This window comes from Actinomadura formosensis, from assembly GCF_050948385.1.
Taxonomy (GTDB): Bacteria; Actinomycetota; Actinomycetes; order Streptosporangiales; family Streptosporangiaceae; genus Spirillospora; species Spirillospora formosensis.
On record NZ_CP192011.1, the window covers coordinates 3,925,316 to 3,941,480 of the forward strand.

At 73.8% G+C, this 16,165-nt stretch carries 19 protein-coding genes; 9 read left to right on the plus strand and 10 right to left on the minus strand.

The window, feature by feature from the left end:
- The first annotated feature begins 11 nt into the window (after positions 1 to 11).
- The 5 genes from ACQP1N_RS18910 (at position 12) to ACQP1N_RS18930 (ending at position 3,446) form a co-directional block, all read left to right on the plus strand.
- Positions 12 to 542 (plus strand): MarR family transcriptional regulator, encoded by a 531-nt coding sequence (locus tag ACQP1N_RS18910; RefSeq protein ID WP_242608646.1) that lies wholly within the window; start codon positions 12 to 14, stop codon positions 540 to 542.
- A 22-nt stretch (positions 543 to 564) separates the two neighbouring features.
- Positions 565 to 927, plus strand: coding sequence for an HAD family hydrolase (locus tag ACQP1N_RS18915; protein WP_067805537.1), 363 nt, complete (start codon positions 565 to 567; stop codon positions 925 to 927).
- Positions 928 to 1,016: 89 nt separating this feature from the next.
- A complete protein-coding gene (locus ACQP1N_RS18920; RefSeq protein ID WP_433225659.1) occupies positions 1,017 to 1,817 on the plus strand; it encodes a tryptophan 2,3-dioxygenase in 801 nt (266 codons plus the stop codon).
- Positions 1,807 to 3,117, plus strand: coding sequence for an FAD-dependent oxidoreductase (locus tag ACQP1N_RS18925; RefSeq protein ID WP_433225661.1), 1,311 nt, complete (start codon positions 1,807 to 1,809; stop codon positions 3,115 to 3,117). Before ACQP1N_RS18920 ends, ACQP1N_RS18925 begins: the two co-directional genes overlap by 11 nt.
- A gap of 86 nt (positions 3,118 to 3,203) precedes the next feature.
- Positions 3,204 to 3,446: a hypothetical protein gene (locus tag ACQP1N_RS18930; protein ID WP_067795968.1), complete on the plus strand. Its 243-nt coding sequence runs from the start codon at positions 3,204 to 3,206 to the stop codon at positions 3,444 to 3,446.
- Between the two features lie 6 nt (positions 3,447 to 3,452).
- On the opposite strand, the gene ACQP1N_RS18935 is transcribed toward ACQP1N_RS18930, so the two are convergent.
- From ACQP1N_RS18935 to moaA, 3 genes are read right to left on the minus strand one after another with little or no spacing between them, the layout of a single operon-like run.
- Positions 3,453 to 3,743 carry a DUF6457 domain-containing protein gene (locus ACQP1N_RS18935; protein WP_067795840.1) on the minus strand — a complete coding sequence of 97 codons (291 nt, stop codon included), beginning with the start codon at positions 3,741 to 3,743 and terminating at the stop codon, positions 3,453 to 3,455.
- Positions 3,744 to 3,790: 47 nt separating this feature from the next.
- On the minus strand, positions 3,791 to 4,345 hold the full coding sequence (gene mobA / locus ACQP1N_RS18940) for a molybdenum cofactor guanylyltransferase (RefSeq protein WP_433225664.1): 555 nt from the start codon (positions 4,343 to 4,345) through the stop codon (positions 3,791 to 3,793).
- The gene (gene moaA / locus ACQP1N_RS18945; RefSeq protein WP_433232755.1) at positions 4,345 to 5,334 is read right to left on the minus strand and encodes a GTP 3',8-cyclase MoaA; all 990 of its coding nucleotides are present in this window, start codon (positions 5,332 to 5,334) and stop codon (positions 4,345 to 4,347) included. Before moaA ends, mobA begins: the two co-directional genes overlap by 1 nt.
- Before the next feature lie 142 nt (positions 5,335 to 5,476).
- Here moaA and ACQP1N_RS18950 point away from each other — a divergent pair, with 142 nt between their 5' ends.
- Positions 5,477 to 6,286 (plus strand): alpha/beta hydrolase, encoded by an 810-nt coding sequence (locus ACQP1N_RS18950; RefSeq protein WP_433225666.1) that lies wholly within the window; start codon positions 5,477 to 5,479, stop codon positions 6,284 to 6,286.
- A 76-nt stretch (positions 6,287 to 6,362) separates the two neighbouring features.
- On the opposite strand, the gene ACQP1N_RS18955 is transcribed toward ACQP1N_RS18950, so the two are convergent.
- The 4 genes from ACQP1N_RS18955 to ACQP1N_RS18970 all read right to left on the minus strand — a co-directional run bounded on the left by ACQP1N_RS18955 (position 6,363) and on the right by ACQP1N_RS18970 (position 8,602).
- On the minus strand, positions 6,363 to 6,770 hold the full coding sequence (locus tag ACQP1N_RS18955; RefSeq protein ID WP_433225668.1) for a PASTA domain-containing protein: 408 nt from the start codon (positions 6,768 to 6,770) through the stop codon (positions 6,363 to 6,365).
- A gap of 256 nt (positions 6,771 to 7,026) precedes the next feature.
- Positions 7,027 to 7,731 carry a hypothetical protein gene (locus tag ACQP1N_RS18960; RefSeq protein WP_433225670.1) on the minus strand — a complete coding sequence of 235 codons (705 nt, stop codon included), beginning with the start codon at positions 7,729 to 7,731 and terminating at the stop codon, positions 7,027 to 7,029.
- Between the two features lie 50 nt (positions 7,732 to 7,781).
- Positions 7,782 to 8,324, minus strand: a complete 543-nt coding sequence (locus tag ACQP1N_RS18965; RefSeq protein WP_433225672.1) for a hypothetical protein — start codon at positions 8,322 to 8,324, stop codon at positions 7,782 to 7,784.
- Between the two features lie 77 nt (positions 8,325 to 8,401).
- Positions 8,402 to 8,602 carry an excalibur calcium-binding domain-containing protein gene (locus ACQP1N_RS18970; RefSeq protein WP_433232758.1) on the minus strand — a complete coding sequence of 67 codons (201 nt, stop codon included), beginning with the start codon at positions 8,600 to 8,602 and terminating at the stop codon, positions 8,402 to 8,404.
- Here ACQP1N_RS18970 and ACQP1N_RS18975 point away from each other — a divergent pair.
- Positions 8,505 to 8,906: a hypothetical protein gene (locus ACQP1N_RS18975; protein ID WP_433232926.1), complete on the plus strand. Its 402-nt coding sequence runs from the start codon at positions 8,505 to 8,507 to the stop codon at positions 8,904 to 8,906. The two genes, ACQP1N_RS18970 and ACQP1N_RS18975, sit on opposite strands and share 98 nt — an antisense overlap.
- A 73-nt stretch (positions 8,907 to 8,979) precedes the next feature.
- Here ACQP1N_RS18975 and ACQP1N_RS18980 read toward each other — a convergent pair whose 3' ends face one another.
- Both ACQP1N_RS18980 and ACQP1N_RS18985 read right to left on the minus strand, forming a co-directional pair.
- Positions 8,980 to 10,173, minus strand: a complete 1,194-nt coding sequence (locus tag ACQP1N_RS18980; RefSeq protein ID WP_067795851.1) for an RtcB family protein — start codon at positions 10,171 to 10,173, stop codon at positions 8,980 to 8,982.
- A gap of 101 nt (positions 10,174 to 10,274) precedes the next feature.
- Positions 10,275 to 12,011 carry a SelB domain-containing protein gene (locus ACQP1N_RS18985; RefSeq protein ID WP_067795854.1) on the minus strand — a complete coding sequence of 579 codons (1,737 nt, stop codon included), beginning with the start codon at positions 12,009 to 12,011 and terminating at the stop codon, positions 10,275 to 10,277.
- Positions 12,012 to 12,413: 402 nt separating this feature from the next.
- Here ACQP1N_RS18985 and ACQP1N_RS18990 point away from each other — a divergent pair, with 402 nt between their 5' ends.
- On the plus strand, positions 12,414 to 13,844 hold the full coding sequence (locus tag ACQP1N_RS18990; RefSeq protein WP_433225675.1) for an MFS transporter: 1,431 nt from the start codon (positions 12,414 to 12,416) through the stop codon (positions 13,842 to 13,844).
- A gap of 165 nt (positions 13,845 to 14,009) precedes the next feature.
- The gene (locus ACQP1N_RS18995) at positions 14,010 to 15,890 is read left to right on the plus strand and encodes a propionyl-CoA synthetase (protein ID WP_067795859.1); all 1,881 of its coding nucleotides are present in this window, start codon (positions 14,010 to 14,012) and stop codon (positions 15,888 to 15,890) included.
- On the opposite strand, the gene ACQP1N_RS19000 is transcribed toward ACQP1N_RS18995, so the two are convergent.
- Entirely contained in the window at positions 15,887 to 16,162 is a 276-nt protein-coding gene (locus ACQP1N_RS19000; RefSeq protein ID WP_433225677.1) for a GlsB/YeaQ/YmgE family stress response membrane protein, read from the minus strand. The two genes, ACQP1N_RS18995 and ACQP1N_RS19000, sit on opposite strands and share 4 nt — an antisense overlap.
- Positions 16,163 to 16,165 lie beyond the last annotated feature (3 nt).

Here is a 16,165-nt window from a genome sequence, read left to right on the forward strand (position 1 = left end):
AAATAGTTTCCGTGCGCGAGCAGGTCAAGACCGCATACGGTGGTCCGGTGCCCGAGACCCCCGACCCGATCGCCGAGGCCCACCGCCAGTGGAGCGCCCGCTGGCCCGAGCACGCCGACCACATGGCGGCCGTCACCTCGGTGATGCGCGCCCAGCAGCTTCTGCTGAGCCGCATCGAGGCCGTCCTCAAGCCGTACGGGCTGACGTTCGCCGCCTACGAGGCCCTGCGCCTGCTCGCCTTCACCCGCACCGGCACCCTCCCCATGGGCAAGATGGGCGCCCGCCTCATGGTGCATCCCGCCTCGGTCACCAACGTGATCGGACGCCTGGAGCGGCGCGGCCTCGTCGGCCGCGGCCCCTCCCCCGACGACCGCCGCGTCGTCCTGGCCACCATCACCCCGGCCGGCCGCGCCCTCGCCGAGGAGGCCACCCAGGCCCTCAACGAGTCCGGCTTCGGCATCGCCGGCGTCCCCGCCGCCCAGGCCGCCGAGATCACCGCCGCCCTCCGCCCCGTCCGCGCCACCGCCGGCGACCTCCCCTGACCAGAGAGGACGGGATGCCCACATGACCGATGCCGCCTCCACCGGGTCGGACGCGGAGGGTGGTGCCCCCGGTGTCCGGGCGGTGGTGTTCGACCTGGACGGCCCCCTCCTCGACACCATGGCCTCAGTGCCGAGCGCCTACGTGGAGACCATCCGTGCCCTCGGCGGCCCTGGCCTGACCACCGCACAGCTGATCGGGGCATGGCACCTCGGCCCGACCCCCGTGGTCCTGGCGCACTTTCTGGGCAGGCTCGCCACCCCCGGCGACCTGGAGTGCTTCGACGACCATGTCGCCGCCGCGTCCGAGCACCCGTACACGGCCTACCGGCCCGCCGACGTCATCACCGCGCTCGCCTCCGCGGGGCCCGGGTGGACACCGCCGTGATCGCTCAGCGGGCGCGTCCCACGAACTCCTTCACGATCTTAGGCATCCCTTATGCTGCGCATACATCCGTTATGTCGCAAGGAGGCGTGATGGCGGATTCTCCGGCGATGACGTACGGCGGCTATCTCAGGCTCGACGACCTTCTGTCCTGCCAGGAGCCGAAGACCCGGGCGCACGACGAGCTGCTCTTCGTGATCATCCACCAGGTCTACGAGCTCTGGTTCAAGCAGATCCTGCACGAGGCCGAGCTGCTGCAGCGCCGGCTGGAGGAGGGCAACAGCGCCGGGGCGCTGCACACCGCCCGCCGGATCGCCAAGATCCTCAAGACCGTGGTCGGGCAGCTGGACGTGCTGGAGACGATGACGCCCCGGCAGTTCGCCGCGTTCCGCACCGTCCTCGGCAGCTCCAGCGGGTTCCAGAGCGCCCAGTTCCGCGAGATCGAGGCCGTCCTCGGGCGGCGCGCGTTCCCCGCCTCGGACCTGCGCGACGACGCGCGGCTGCGGGCGGCGGTGGCCCGGCCGTCGGTCTTCGACTCGCTGCTGCGCTACCTCACCGGGCACGGGTACCCCGTCCCGCGGGAGGTGCTGGACCGTGACAAGTCCGCGCCCTGGGAGCCGGACCCCGGCGTCCAGAAGGTCCTCCTCGCCGTCTACGCCGACGAGTCCGCGCCGGCCGCCGAGGTCTGCGAGTCGCTCGTCGACGTGGACGAGGGCGTCCAGGAGTGGCGGTACCGGCATCTGAAGATGGTCGAGCGGACGATCGGCGCGAAGATCGGCACCGGCGGCTCGGCGGGCGCCGACTACCTGCGCCGGACACTGTTCGCCCCCGCCTTCCCCGACCTCTGGGAGGTCCGGTCGCAGACCGAGGAGGTTCCCGTCGATGGCGGGTGACGGCGAGCGGGTCGCGGTCGTCGGCGCGGGCCTGGCGGGCTGCCTGCTGGCGGTGCTGCTGGGCCGCCGCGGCATCCCGGTGACGGTGTACGAGCGGCGCCCCGACCCCCGCGTCGCGGGCGCCGAACGCGGGCGCTCCATCAACCTGGCGATCTCGGCACGCGGCCTCGCCGCGCTGGAGCAGGTCGGCCTGCGCGACCAGTCGCTCAAACAGGCGCTGCCCATGCACGGGCGGATGGTGCATCCCCTTCCGGGCGCGCAGAACTTCCAGACCTACAGCGCGGACCGGGAACGCGCCATCAACTCCATCGGCCGCGCCGAGCTGAACCGGTCGCTGCTGGAGGCCGCCGAAGCCACACCGGGCGTCACGCTCCGGTTCTCCCAGCGCGTCACCGGCGTGGACGCCGAGGCCGGCGCGATCCTGCTGGAGGGCGCCGACCCCGAGCCCGCCGGCGTCGTCCTGGCCGGGGACGGGGCCTACAGCGCCGTCCGCCGCTCGCTGGGGTTCGAGCACGACGCCGACTTCCTGGAGCACGGGTACAAGGAGCTGACCGTCCCGCCGAGGGACGGCGAGTTCGCGCTCGACCCGGACGCGCTGCACATCTGGCCGCGCGGCACCTCGATGATGATCGCGCTGCCGAACCTGGACCGGTCGTTCACCTGCACGCTGTTCTGGCCGAAGGGCGACTTCGACGCGCTCGACACCCCCGAGAAGGTCACCGCCTGCTTCCGCGAGCACTATCCGGACGTCGTGGACCTGATGCCGGATCTGACCGGCGACTACGCGCACAACCCGGTCGGGTCGCTGGTGACCGTCCGGTGCTGGCCGTGGACGCGGTACGGCGAAGGAGCGGTCGTGGCGCTGCTCGGCGACGCCGCGCACGCCATCGTCCCGTTCTTCGGGCAGGGCGCGAACTGCGCGTTCGAGGACTGCATCGAGATCGACCGGTGCCTGACCGAGGCCGGCGGCGACTGGCGGCGCGCACTGTCGCTCTACCAGGAGCGGCGCAAGGCCAGCACCGACGCGATCGCCGAGATGGCGCTCGACAACTTCATCGAGATGCGCGACCGGGTGTCGTCCCCGGTGTACCGGGCGAAGCGGGCGGCGACGCACGCGCTGGAGCGGCGCCTCGCGGGACGCTACGTCTCCCGCTACGAACTGGTGTCGTTCTCGACGATGCCGTACGCGGAGATCCCGGCCCGCATCAGGCGGCAGAACCGGGTTCTCGGCGCCGCGATCGCGGGCGGCGCGGCCGCCCTCGGCCTGGCGCTGCGCGCCGCGCGGCGCGGGCGGCGGTAACGGCGGCCGGCGCCGCCGGCACGCGGGCCGGGCCGAAACCCGGGGCGGGAACGTTCCCGCCCCGGCGGCTGTGCCACAGTTGCCGGATGACCGACTCCGCTTCCGGGACCGGCCCCGACGAACTGCAGTGCTCCGCCAAGGGCTGCCGCGCCGCCGCCGTGTGGGCGCTGCGGTGGAACAACCCGAAGATCCACACTCCGGACCGGCGGAAGATCTGGCTGGCCTGCGCCGAGCACCGCGAGAGCCTGTCGGCGTTCCTCGGCCGCCGCGACTTCCTCAAGGACGTGGTCCCCGTCGCCGACCGCGACGCGCCCCCGCGGGAGGGTTAGGCCGGGTCAGGCCTCGTCGAGGACGGGCTCGCCGGCCGGCTCCGGAACCTCGGGCTGCGCGGGCGCTTCGTCCTTCCAGCCCTCGGCCATCTCGGTCAGCCGGGCGGCGGCGTCCCGCGCGGGCGTGCCGCGCCCCACCGCGAGGCCGAGGAGATACGCCGTCAGCGGCGCGCCCGGCCGCGCGACGCCGTGCGCGACGTCGCGGGCGAGGTCGAGGATCAGGCCCTGGTCGATGTCGCCGCGTTCCAGGCCGAGTTCGCGGCACACCGCGCTGATCCAGTCCTCAAGCACCGACATGGGTCCCCCCTTCGATGGTCACGGCCGCCCTGCCCGCTTCCCCACGATCAAAGCAGACGCTCGGCGGCGGCCAGCTCTTGGGGGGTATCGCAGTCGTACCAGGCGGGACGCGTGCCCCCCGGCAGCGCGACCGTGGCGGGCTCCAGGGGGCCGAGGAGGCCGCGCAGGGACGCGCCCGTATAGCCGTCCAGCGCCTCCCGCAGGGCGCCGGCGCGCCAGCAGCCGGCGAGCCACTGCCTGCGGCCCTCCCCGTCCAGCAGGACGGCGCCGGGGCGCTCCCCCATCGCGTCCAGCAGCCGGGCGACGTGGACGGGACGCAGGAACGGCATGTCCGCGGCCAGCAGTGCGAGGCACGGCGCGCGGACCTCGGCGAGCCCGGTGCGCAGCGCGGGCACCGGCCCGGCGCCCGGCGGGTCCTCGCGGACGACGACGGCGCCCGGCAGGACGTCCCGCCGCGGGCCCACCACGATCAGCCGGGACGCGTCCGCCACGGCGGCGGCGGTCCATTCGATGAGGGTGCGTCCGCCGACGGGCGCGGTGGGCTTGTCGGCGCCGAACCGCCGGGCCCGCCCGCCGGCCAGCAGGACGGCGTCGAAGCCCATCAGCCGCCGATCGCCGACATGGGCCGGGCGGGCTGCAGGAACGACGGGTCGTCGATGCCGTGCCCGGCGCGCTTGCCCCAGACCGCCTTGCGCCAGCGGTCGGCCAGTTCGGTGTCGGTGGCGCCGCCGCGCAGCGCGTCCCGCAGATTCGACTCCTCGGTCGCGAAGAGGCAGTTGCGGATCTGCCCGTCGGCGGTGAGCCGGACCCGGTCACAGGCGCCGCAGAACGGCCGGGTGACCGAGCCGATCACGCCGACCGTCTCCGGGCCGCCGCCGATCACGAACGACTCGGCGGGCGCGCTGCCCCGCTCGTGCTCCCCGTCCGGCGCGAGGTCGAACTCGGCGGACAGCAGGTCCAGGATCTCGTCCGCGGTGACCATGTTCTCCCGGGTCCAGCCGTGCTGGGCGTCCAGCGGCATCTGCTCGATGAACCGCAGCCGGTAGCCGTGCTCCAGGCAGTAGCGCAGCAGCGGCGCGGCCTCGTGGTCGTTGATCCCGCGCATCAGCACCGTGTTGATCTTCACCGGCTCCAGCCCGGCGTCCCGCGCGGCGGCGAGGCCCGTGAGGACGTCCGCCAGCCGGTCGCGGTGCGCGAGGCGCTGGAACGTGTCGCGGTCGAGGGTGTCGAGGGAGACGTTCACCCGGTCGAGCCCGGCCTCGGCGAGCGGCGCGGCCAGCCGGTCGAGCCCGATGCCGTTGGTGGTGAGCGAGATCTGCGGGCGCGGCGTCAGCTCCGCCGTCCGCGCCACGATGCCGGCCAGGCCGCGCCGCAGCAGCGGCTCGCCGCCGGTGTAGCGGACCTCGGTGATCCCGAGGTCGCGGACGGCGAGGCCGACCAGCCGGATCACCTCGTCGTCGGTGAGCAGCTCGGGCTTCGGCAGCCAGTCCAGTCCCTCCGGCGGCATGCAGTACGAACACCGCAGGTTGCAGCGGTCGGTGAGCGAGACCCGCAGGTCCGTCGCGGTACGGCCGAAGGTGTCGACCAGCACGGGCGCCCCTTCCTGCTGGCCGGCGGCCCGCTCCTGCGGCCCGCCGGGGATTGCGGTCGGTCCCACCAGCCTATTGCGGTGGTTGACGATTCGTCGCATCCCGTTGGACCGTTACGGTCTGCCGAGCATCAGGGAGGCCGGGGTGGCGACGGTGCGGGAGTGGGAGTTCGCGGGGACGCGGGGCGCGATCACCGCCCGGATCTGGGCGGACGGCGAGCGGCGGTACGTCGCGGTGCTCGTGCACGGCTACGGCGAGCACCTCGGCCGCTACGACCATGTGGCGAACGTCCTGGTCCGGCATGGCGCCGTCGTGTGCGGGCCCGACCACATGGGCCACGGCCGCTCCGCCGGCGACCGCGTGCTGATCGAGGACTACGAGGACGTGGTCGCCGACGTGCACACGGTCGTGGAGGCCGCGCGCGGCGACCACCCCGGGCTGCCCGTCGTCATGATCGGCCACTCGATGGGCGGGCTGATCGCCGCCCGGTACGCGCAGTCGCACGGACGCCAGCTTGACGCGCTGGTGCTGTCGGGGCCGGTGCTCGGCCGCTGGCACGCCGTGGACGAGCTGCTCCCGCTGGAGGAGATGCCGGACGCGCCCATCGACACCTCCACACTGTCGCGTGACCCGGCCGTCGGCGAGGCGTACACCGCGGACCCGCTCGTCTGGCACGGCCCCTTCAACAAGACCACGATCCAGGCCCTCGACACCGCGCTGCGCCGCGTCAACGAGCAGGGTTCCCTCGGTGCGCTGCCGACCCTCTACCTGCACGGCGAGGCCGACGAACTGGTCCGGACGGCGGACACCCGCATCGGCATCGAGGCGATCCGCGGCGGCGACCTGACCGAACGCCTCTACCCCGGGGCCCGCCACGAGGTCTTCAACGAGACCAACCGCGAGGAGGTCCTCGCCGACGTCACGGCGTTCATCGACCGCGCGCTCACCCGGTGACGCGGCCCGCCCCCGGCCGGTGCCTCAGCCCTCCACAACACGGTTCAACGTGGGGGGCGGGGCGCTTCGTCGTGTCCTACTCGCCGATCTTCTTCGAGTAGAGGGTGATCGTCTCGTCCGGCGTGACACGCGTCCCCGCCTTCGGCTTCTGCCGGACGACGACCCAGTTCCGATCCCACAGCAGGAGACGGCCCTGCCCGGTCGCGTCCCGCTCCTGCAGCATGAACAGCCCCTTGGACTGCAGCAAGTTCTGCGCCTCCTGGTGGTTCATGCCGACCACGCGCGGCACACGGATCCGCGCGGCCGTCATCTTCGTCAGAGTCGGGGACGGCACCGCCACCGGTGGCGAGCTGGTCTCCGCAGGGGGCGTTTGCGTCGCCGTGACGGTCACCGGCGGCGCGGCCGGCTGCGGCTCGGACGGTTCACATCCGGTGGCCGTGAGCGCGGCGAGGGCGGCTGCGGCGAGTAAGGGAAGGGTGCGCATGGGGGTCCCGTCTCGGAAGGGTCGGCTTCTCGCAGCGGGGGGTGGTTCTGTGACGCGCTCCGCCCACGTCCGGTTCACCTGGGGGGACACATGGAGAGACGCCCCGCCGAATTCGGCGGGGCGTCTGCGCTCCGCTCAGACCGCGGGCCGGCCGGCACCGGAGCAGCTCGCGCGGCTACCGGGCTTCTGGTGGGCGGGGTCGGCTGCCCCTTACCCGCCGACGTGCTCTGACCGCACGACTGGCAGTTCGCCATGATCACACCTCCTCTCTCTGCTCGAACTCACCTCCCGAGAACGAGGCCCCCGCTGGCGTCATGTGGACGAACACGCCGAACACGTCGGCGCCCGAATGCATATGGACGGTCAGGCCGCACGGGCGCGGGCCCGGGTCCGCCCGGACGGACTTGCGCTCGACCGCGCGGATCTCGTTGCTGCCGCCGCCCGTGATGAGCGCGGCGAGGTGTTCCTCGACGAGCCGGAGCGGCACCCGCCCGGATGCGGGCAGTTCGGGCAGCGTCACCGAGGCGGGTGGCTCGCCGGTGACGGGTTCCTCCGGCTGGTCCTGGTCCTCGCCGCCGGACGCGCTGGTGCGCACCCACTGCACGGCGATCTTCGCGCCGGTGCGCACATCTGGGCAGTCGCATATGTCCTCCTGCTGTCGCGTCACTCTCGCGCGGGTCACGCTACCGGCGCCGGTCTGGAAGGGGCGGCGCGTCACGGCTGGACCGCGCAGGGCGTAGGTGATCCGGTCTGCGGCGGCCTGCACGTCGGTCACGGACCCGATGGCCTGCCCCCAGGCCCACCGGAACTGCACGCCGTCACAGGAGATGCGGTCGTTCAGGCACGGCGTCGCGGGGTTGGTCACCGCCAGGACGCCGCCCTCCAGGCGGACGCGCCAATCAGGCCGCCTCAGCTCGTCGGCGAGGGATGCCAGCGTGGCCGTCTCCTCCGTGGTCTCCATGGCCACGGACGGTAAATCTTCCGGCACACAGGAAGTTCACCAGTGTGAACTCAGTGCGGAATTCTCATCCGTGCTGCGAGTCCGCGCAGCTCACGCCCCATGGCCGCGCTCTTGTTCTGCTGGATCATGACCGCGACCGTTTCGGCGACTTGGCCAGAATTGCGGATTTTATGCGGCGCTGCCCGCTCGGCGCGCAGCAGCCACCGCTCCGCCTGTGAACGGGTCCTGGGGTCGCGGGCCAGGCCGCGGCCCATGTCTGCGAGGAAGGTGGCGTGCCGGCCGCGGCGAATGGCGATGACGTCCTCGTCCACGCCGCGCGCCAGTTCCAGCATCGTGCCGCCGCTCTCGCCGCGCTCGACCCCGAGGGAGACCGTCCAGACGGCGACGTTGGACCTGGAGAACGCCCCCCAGTTGCGGGCGGGGGTGTCGGGAACGCACCCGGCCAGGTCGGCGGCCCGCTCCAGCCAGTCGCGGGCCCGGTCGTGGTGGTGGATCACCGTGGCCTGCAGCGCGGCGGCCAGGGCGGAGATGTGGGAGCGGCGGTCCAGGGCGCGCTGGCCGCGCTCGGCCATGGACAGGAAGGACTTGGACAATCCGGCCAGGCCGGCGAGGCCCCAGACGGGGAAGGTACGCCACGCCCCGGGACGCCTGCGGGCGGCACCAGGATAGGTCAGCTCTCGCAGACCATGCCGTCATGGTCGCGGTCTTCATACCAGGTGTATTCGGGGTCGATGCCGCGCCTGTACGGGCCAAGGCCGTGCCGCCGGGCTTCCGTGCACGTCGAATACCGCGGGTCCGTCGACGGAGCTCTCGTCGTCGCCCTGGGCTTCGGCCGGGGCTTGGCCGTGGTGCGCTTCGGTGTCGGCCGCACCTTCCTGTGCCCGCCCGGGGTGCGGGTCGTCCTCGGCCTGGCCGACGTCGCCGAGGGGTTGGGGTCCGCTGAACTGCTCGCCGCGGCGGGGGTGCCGGAGTCGGGACTGGAGGCGATCGCCGCGCCGCCGACGCAGCCAGCGAGCATGCAGCCGAGGCCGACCAAGACGACACCTAACGCGGGCATACCGTGTCGCTGCCGCGCAGGTGGCAGGGGCGGCGGAAGAGGCGGCGGTAGCGGAGGCGGTGAGTACATGTCGGGCCCCATCGGTCGCTGGTGTGCGCGGCGCATGTGGGACGCGTGAGGCAGCGGGGCCGTTCACACCTGGCGGGATGCGGCCAGGTGTGAACGGCCCCCGCCAGGTCACCTACAGGGCGCTAGCCCTTGACGCAGATGAGCTGGCGGAGGCGGGCGACCACCTCGACCAGGTCGGACTGGGCGGCCATGACGGTCTCCAGGTCCTTGTAGGCGCCGGGGATCTCGTCGACGACACCGCCGTCCTTGCGGCACTCGACGCCCCTGGTCTGCTCGATCAGGTCGTCCACCGTGAAGCTCTTGCGGGCCTTGTTGCGGCTCATCCTGCGGCCGGCGCCGTGCGAGGCGGAGTTGTAGGCGGTCTCGTTGCCGAGGCCGCGGACGATGTAGGTGCCGGTCGCCATCGAGCCGGGGATGATGCCGAGGTCGCCAGCGCCGGCGCGGATCGCGCCCTTGCGGGTGACGAGCAGCTCGGCACCGCCGTACTCCTCCTCCGCCACGTAGTTGTGGTGGCAGGAGATGATCTCGCCCCACCGGCAGCGCTTCCCGCCGAACCGGCCGGTCACGACGTTCTGCGCGAGCGCCATCATGACGGCGCGGTTGCGGCGCGCGTACTCCTGCGCCCAGAACAGGTCATGGCGGTAGGCGTCCATCTTCGCGGTGCCGGTGAGGAACACGGCGAGGTCGGGGTCCGGGAGGTCCTGGTTGTGCGGGAGCTCGCGGGCGGCCTCGATGTGGCGCTCGGCCAGCTCGTTGCCGATGTTGCGCGACCCCGAGTGCAGCACGAGCCAGATCGCGCCGCCGTCGTCCGCGCACAGCTCCAGGAAGTGGTTGCCGCCGCCGAGCGTGCCCATCTGCGCGCGGGCGCGGCCGAGGCGGGGCCGGGCGGCCGGGTGCAGGTCGTCGAAACCCTTCCAGAAGTCGTACCAGCCGCGTTCCTTCAGGTTGGGGAGCGCGGAGGGGTCCACGGCGGTCTTGTGGGAGCCGCGCCCGACGGGGATCGCCTTCTCCAGCCGGCCCCGCAGCCCGGACAGGTCGTCCGGCATGTCCTCGACGGTGAGGGACGACTTGACCGCGGTCATCCCGCAGCCGATGTCGACGCCGACGGCCGCCGGCGACACCGCGTTCTTCATCGCGATGACGGAGCCGACGGTGGCGCCCTTGCCGTAGTGGACGTCGGGCATCACCGCGAGGCCCTCCACCCACGGCAGGGCGGAGACGTTGCGGAGCTGGTCGAGGGCGAGATCCTCGACGGCGGCCGGGTCGGTCCACATCCGGATGGGAACGCGGCCGCCCTTGAGCGTCTGGTACGGCATGCCTTCTCCTTGATCGACGGGAACCGGACCGCGATCAATGAGGCCAGAGTCACCGGCCGCCGTTCAACCGGTTTTCCCGTCCCGGAGGGTTTCGGCGCCGGTCAGGAGCGGCGGCGTTCGGTGAGGCCGAGCCGGTCCAGATGGCGCAGCAGGGCGATGGCGACCTGGCGGCTGGTCGCCAGGGCCTCGCCCGCCTGGCCGGGCGTGAACGGCTGCGGCAGGCCGTTCAGCACGCGCAGCGCCTCCCGGTCGGCCCCCGGCAGCAGGACGGTCTCGTCGTCGATGCGCAGCACGGCGCCCGCGCGCTCGGCGGCGGCGAGCAGTTCGCCGGTGAGGCCGAGCTCTTCGAGGCGCTCGGCGGTGGGCGGCGTGAACGGGGCGCCGGCGAGGTCGGCGCGGAGCCGTTCGACCGGCTCCGCCCAGGGCGGGGGCGGTGCGGTGGCTATCGCGGACGAGGCGGCCGGCCGCGGCGCGGGTTCGGGCTCGGGCGGGGGGCCGTAGACCCGCCCCGCGTCCACCCGCAGCGGCGGCCGGACGAGCGCGGTGACGAGCTGCCGGGCCGGGAGGCCGAGCCGCAGCCGGACGGTCTCCAGCGGGATGCCGGGCGCGCGGGGGCTGCCCGCGGCGTGCCGGGACGTCTCCTCGGCGAGCCGCTCGAACAGCGACGCCCAGTGCGCCGGATCGGCGACCCACTCGCCGTTCAGCGTGACCGCGTCCGGCGGCGGCGCGCAGCCCATCAGCGTCAGCTCCGAGCGGCGCAGCACGCCGTGCCGGCGCAGCACGATCGTGCCGTCCGGGCGGTCCGGCCAGGACGCCAGCTCCCGCGCGCGGGCCACGGAGGCACCGCGCCGCACGAGGGTCGGCGGCCGGACGTCCAGCACGCTCACCCCGGCGATCGAGCGGCGCGCCGGGTCGCGCAGGACGCCGGTGTCGCCGAGGTGCAGGGCGAGCCGGGTGTTCAGGGTGAGCCGGGCGGTGTCGGGGCCGAGTGGCCGCAGCCGCACCGCGACGGCGGCGGCGCCGAGGTGCAGCGTCATCTGCCGCGCGAGCCGGCCGGACGCCGCGCCGAACCGGGTGCGGACGTCGACGCAGGTGGTGCGGGTCCAGGCGCCGGGCGTGACGAGGGCCATGCCGGCGTCCACCCGCCCGGCGTCGCAGAAGGTCAGCACGATGCGGGAGACACCGCCGACCGTCTCGCACGGCTCCCCCGCGCAGCCGATCGTCCGGACCCGGACGCGTTCCCCGGCGGGCATGAGGAGCAGCTCGTCGCCGACCGTGACCGTCCCGGCGGTGAGGGTGCCGGTGACGGCGGCCTGCCGTCCGGCGGTGATGGCGTGGTCCACCCAGAGCCGCACTGGGGCGTCCGGATCGGGGACCGGGAGCCGCCCGGCGAGCCGGTCGAGCGCGGCGGCCAGGTCGTCCATCCCGGCGCCGGTGACGGTGCTGACGGCGACGGTCTCCACGCCGTGCAGCGCGGTGCCGGCGAGCCGCTCGCGGGCCTGCCGCAGCGCCGGCTTCGGGTCGGCGGCGTCGGACTTGGTGATCGCGAGGACGCCGGCCCGGACGCCGAGCGCGCCGAGGGCGTCCAGGTGCTCGCCGGTCTGCGGCATCCATCCCTCGTCGGCGGCGACGGCGAGCAGCGCGGCGGGCGCGGGCGCGGCGCCCGCGAGCATCGCCGGGACGGACTGCTCGTCGCCGGGGGCGTCCACGAACGCCAGGCGCCGGCCCGAGGGCAGTTTCGTCCAGGCGCCCGTCTCGCCGGGCTCCCTGCCGGTGAGGGCGCGCACGAGCGCCGACTTGCCGTGCCCACCGTGGCCGGCGGTGGTGACGACCTGCATCAGCGTCCTTTCCGGGAAGGGACGCGGCAGGAGGGGGCACGGCGGGCCGGGCGGGCGGAGGCCGCGCGGGAACGGGCCGTCCGGGGGAGCGCAGCGCGGGGGTGGTGCAGACGAAGGTCCACGGAGGACAACCCTACGGAGGCCGGGGCTCCGCGCAAAACCCGACCCCGCACCCGCCGCGGTTCAGCGGAACACACTGCTCTCACGTCAACCGCGAACGACCCGGGAACATCACCGGTTCACCCGCGGCCGGAACCGGCATCGCCCGGTTCCGGACACCCCCCGGCGGTAACGAGCGGCAAATCCGGCCTACCTACACTTACCGGACCTGACACTTGACCAACCTGAGCACGGACTGCGCCGCGCGGCCGGACCCCCGCCGACCGGCCACGGGAGGTTCGCATGACCGGTGCCCCGGCCACGGCGCACGCGGCGACCGGGCACCGCGCCGCGGGTCCCGCGCGCACGGGCCGCACCCTGCTCGCGCTGGCCGCCGCCGGGATGGTCGTCTCGGTGCAGCAGACCGTCGTGCTGCCGCTGCTGCCCCAGCTCATGGCCCGCTTCGACGCCCCGATCACCGACGTGACCTGGGTGTTCACCGCGTCACTGCTGGCCGGCGCGGTCGCCACCCCGCTGCTGGCGCGGTTCGGCGACATGTACGGCAAGAAGCGGATGATCCTGCTGGCCCTCGTCCTGCTGCTGGCCGGCTCGGTGCTCTGCGCGGTGTCCGGCTCGCTGCCGGCGCTGATCGCCGGGCGGACCCTGCAGGGCGTCTCGGCCTCGATGATCCCGCTGGCCATCGGCATGATCAGGGACACCTTCCCGCGCGACCGGATCACCACGGCGATCGGCATCGTGAGCGCGACGATGGGCGTCGGCGGCAGCGCCGGCATGATCGTGACCGGGCTGATCGCCGACCGCACCGACAGCCACCACCCGGTGTTCTGGATCACCGCCGCGCTGGCCGCGGTCGCGCTGGTGCTGGTCGCGGTGGCGGCCCACGACGTCGGCGTGCGGGCCGGCGGCCGTCCCGACCTCGCGGGCGCGGCGCTGCTCGCCGCCTGGCTGGTCTGCCTGCTGCTCGGCATCAGCCAGGGCGACGCGTGGGGCTGGACGTCCGGCGGCGTCCTCGCCCTGTTCGGCTGCGCCGCCGCGCTGTGCGGGGTGTGGGTCGCGGTCGAACTGCGGGTCCGTGCCCCGCTGGTGCGGCTGAACCTGCTGGTCGGGCCCCGGTCGCTGTCGGCCAACGCCGTCTCGGCGCTGCTCGGCTTCTCGATGTTCGCCGCGTTCACGCTGATCGCCGGGTTCGTGCAGGCCCCGTCCGGCGCGGCCGGGTACGGGCTGGACGGCTCGGTCCTGGACGTCGGCCTCTACATGCTGCCGAGCACGGTCACCATGCTGGTGTTCTCGGCGATGGCCGGGCGGTTCGCGGCCCGGATCGGCCCCGCCTTCACGCTCGCGGTCGGGTCGGCGTTCGCCGGCCTGTGCTACGGGTGGCTGGCGGTGTCCAACTCGCACGTGTCCGACATGCTCGTGTTCAGCGCCCTCCAGGGCACCGGGTTCGGGATCGCCTACGCGGCGCTCGGCACGCTCGCCGTCCAGCACGTCCCGATGGACCAGAGCGGCATCGCCAGCGGGATCAACTCGCTCGTCCGCACCGCGGGCGGCAGCGTGGCGGGCGCCGTCACCGCGTCCGTCCTGGCCGGGCGGGCGGCCGACGGCACCGGGCTGCCGACCCTCGGCGCCTACGAGCTGTGCTTCTGGATCGTCGCCGCGGGCGCCGCGGTGGCCGCGCTCATCGCCGTCGTCCACGGCCTGCGGCACCCCGACTGACGAGCCCGCGCCCGGGAACCGGACGCAGGCCGGGCGGCGCGGACCCTTGACGAACCGGCCCCGCGCCGTGCCCTATAGGGGTGCGGCCCGAATCACGAACCGGGCCGCACCGCAGACCAGGGCCACGGAGCCCGCTGGAGCCGGGCCCGTCATCGGGAGGACGACATGGGCGCCTACGCGGCCGCGTACGAACGCAGCATCGCCGACCCGACCCGCTTCTGGGGGCTGGCGGCGCGCGACGTCCGCTGGCTCGTCCCGCCGGACCGGGTGCTGGACGACGGGGCGCCGCCGTTCTACCGCTGGTTCACCGGCGGTGAGCTCAACACCTGCGACAACGCGCTCGACCGGCATGTCGAGGAGGGCCGCGGCGACCAGGCCGCGCTGATCTACGACAGTCCCGTCACCGGGACGGTGCGCACCTACACCTACCGGGAGCTGACCGGCCTGGTCGCCCGGTTCGCCGGGGCGCTGCGCGCGCAGGGCGTCGGGCGCGGCGACCGCGTCGTCATCTACCTGCCGATGGTGCCCGAGGCGGTCATCGCGATGCTCGCGTGCGCCCGGCTCGGCGCGGTGCACTCGGTCGTCTTCGGCGGGTTCGCGGCGCGCGAGCTGGCCGTCCGCATCGACGACGCCCGCCCCAAGGCGATCGTGTCGGCGTCCTGCGGGATCGAGCGGGGCCGGGTCGTGCCCTACAAGCCGCTGCTGGACCAGGCGCTGGAGATGGCGCGGCACAAGGTCGAGCGGTGCGTGATCCGGCAGCGCGAGCAGTTGCACGCCGACCTCGTCCGGCCGCGGGACATCGAATGGGACGAGGCGGTCGCCGCCGCCGAGCCCGCCGGGTGCGTGCCCGTCGCCGCCACCGACCCGCTCTACATCCTGTACACCTCCGGGACGACCGGGCGGCCGAAGGGCGTCGTCCGCGACAACGGCGGGCACGCGGTCGCGCTGCGCTGGTCGATGGAGAACGTGTTCGGCGTCGGGCCCGGCGACGTGTTCTGGGCCGCCTCCGACGTCGGCTGGGTCGTCGGACACTCCTACATCGTGTACGCGCCGCTGCTGACCGGCTGCACGACCGTCCTGTACGAGGGCAAGCCGGTGGGGACGCCGGACGCGGGCGCGTTCTGGCGGGTCGCCGCGCAGCACCGGGTGAAGGCGCTGTTCACCGCGCCGACCGCGATCCGCGCGATCAAGAAGGAGGATCCGGAGGGCGCGCTGCTCGCCGGGTACGACCTGTCGGCGCTGGACACGCTGTTCCTCGCCGGTGAGCGGCTCGACCCCGACACCTACCGCTGGGCGTCGCGCGTGCTGGACCGGCCGGTGATCGACCACTGGTGGCAGACCGAGACCGGCTGGCCGATCGTGGCGAACCTGCGCGGGCTGGAACCGATGCCGGTCAAGCCGGGGTCGCCGTCGGTGCCGGTGCCCGGATACGACGTGCGGATCCTCGACCCGGACGGCGCGGACGTCCCGCCCGGCACGGACGGCGACATCGCGATCCGGCTGCCGCTGCCGCCCGGCACGCTGCCCACCCTGTGGCAGGACGACGAGCGGTTCGTCGAGTCGTACCTGACGAAGTTCCCCGGGCACTACCTGACCGGGGACGGCGGGCACATCGACGAGGACGGCTACGTGTGGGTGATGGGCCGCACCGACGACGTGATCAACGTGGCCGGGCACCGGCTGTCCACGGGGACGATGGAGGAGGTCATCTCGTCGCATCCGGCCGTCGCCGAGTGCGCGGTCATCGGCGTCCAGGACACGCTCAAGGGGCAGGTCCCGCGCGGGCTCGTGGTGCTCAAGAGCGGGGTGGTGGCCGAGCCGGAGGAGCTGGCCGCCGAACTCGTCGCGCTGGTGCGCGAGCAGGTCGGGCCGGTCGCCGCGCTGAAGGAGATCACGGTCGTCCCGGCGCTGCCGAAGACGCGGTCGGGCAAGATCCTGCGCGGCGTGATGCGGGGCATCGCCGACGGGCAGGAGGTGCAGGTGCCGTCCACCATCGAGGATCCGGACGTGCTGGACGACCTGCGTCCCGTCCTGCGCGGCTCCTAGGGGCGGGGGCCGGTGCGTTTCGGCCAGCACGCCGCCACCAGGTAGACGCCGACCACCGCCAGCCCGATCTGCAGCGCCGTCTCCCAGGGGCTCCAGCCGCCCTCGCCCAGCCCGAACACATGCGCGAGGCCCGTCCCGGCGAACGCGGCGACGACGCCGGCCGCCATCAGGAGCCAGAGGGGCATGCCGGGGCGGCCCGGCACGAGCAGCCGCCCCAGGGTCCCGATCGTCGCGCCGAGGACGACGGCACCGGTGAGCCCCGTGATCGTCATGTG

Coding starts and splice junctions, on each gene's coding strand:
- ACQP1N_RS18985 (WP_067795854.1), bottom strand. CDS start 12,011: ATGCAGGTCGTCACCACCGCCGGCCACGGTGGGCACGGCAAGTCGGCG.
- ACQP1N_RS18995 (WP_067795859.1), top strand. CDS start 14,010: ATGGGCGCCTACGCGGCCGCGTACGAACGCAGCATCGCCGACCCGACC.
- ACQP1N_RS18935 (WP_067795840.1), bottom strand. CDS start 3,743: ATGTCGGTGCTTGAGGACTGGATCAGCGCGGTGTGCCGCGAACTCGGC.
- ACQP1N_RS18915 (WP_067805537.1), top strand. CDS start 565: ATGACCGATGCCGCCTCCACCGGGTCGGACGCGGAGGGTGGTGCCCCC.
- ACQP1N_RS19000 (WP_433225677.1), bottom strand. CDS start 16,162: ATGACGATCACGGGGCTCACCGGTGCCGTCGTCCTCGGCGCGACGATC.
- ACQP1N_RS18930 (WP_067795968.1), top strand. CDS start 3,204: ATGACCGACTCCGCTTCCGGGACCGGCCCCGACGAACTGCAGTGCTCC.
- ACQP1N_RS18990 (WP_433225675.1), top strand. CDS start 12,414: ATGACCGGTGCCCCGGCCACGGCGCACGCGGCGACCGGGCACCGCGCC.
- mobA (WP_433225664.1), bottom strand. CDS start 4,345: ATGGGCTTCGACGCCGTCCTGCTGGCCGGCGGGCGGGCCCGGCGGTTC.
- ACQP1N_RS18920 (WP_433225659.1), top strand. CDS start 1,017: ATGGCGGATTCTCCGGCGATGACGTACGGCGGCTATCTCAGGCTCGAC.
- ACQP1N_RS18955 (WP_433225668.1), bottom strand. CDS start 6,770: ATGCGCACCCTTCCCTTACTCGCCGCAGCCGCCCTCGCCGCGCTCACG.
- ACQP1N_RS18925 (WP_433225661.1), top strand. CDS start 1,807: ATGGCGGGTGACGGCGAGCGGGTCGCGGTCGTCGGCGCGGGCCTGGCG.
- ACQP1N_RS18960 (WP_433225670.1), bottom strand. CDS start 7,731: ATGGAGACCACGGAGGAGACGGCCACGCTGGCATCCCTCGCCGACGAG.
- ACQP1N_RS18980 (WP_067795851.1), bottom strand. CDS start 10,173: ATGCCGTACCAGACGCTCAAGGGCGGCCGCGTTCCCATCCGGATGTGG.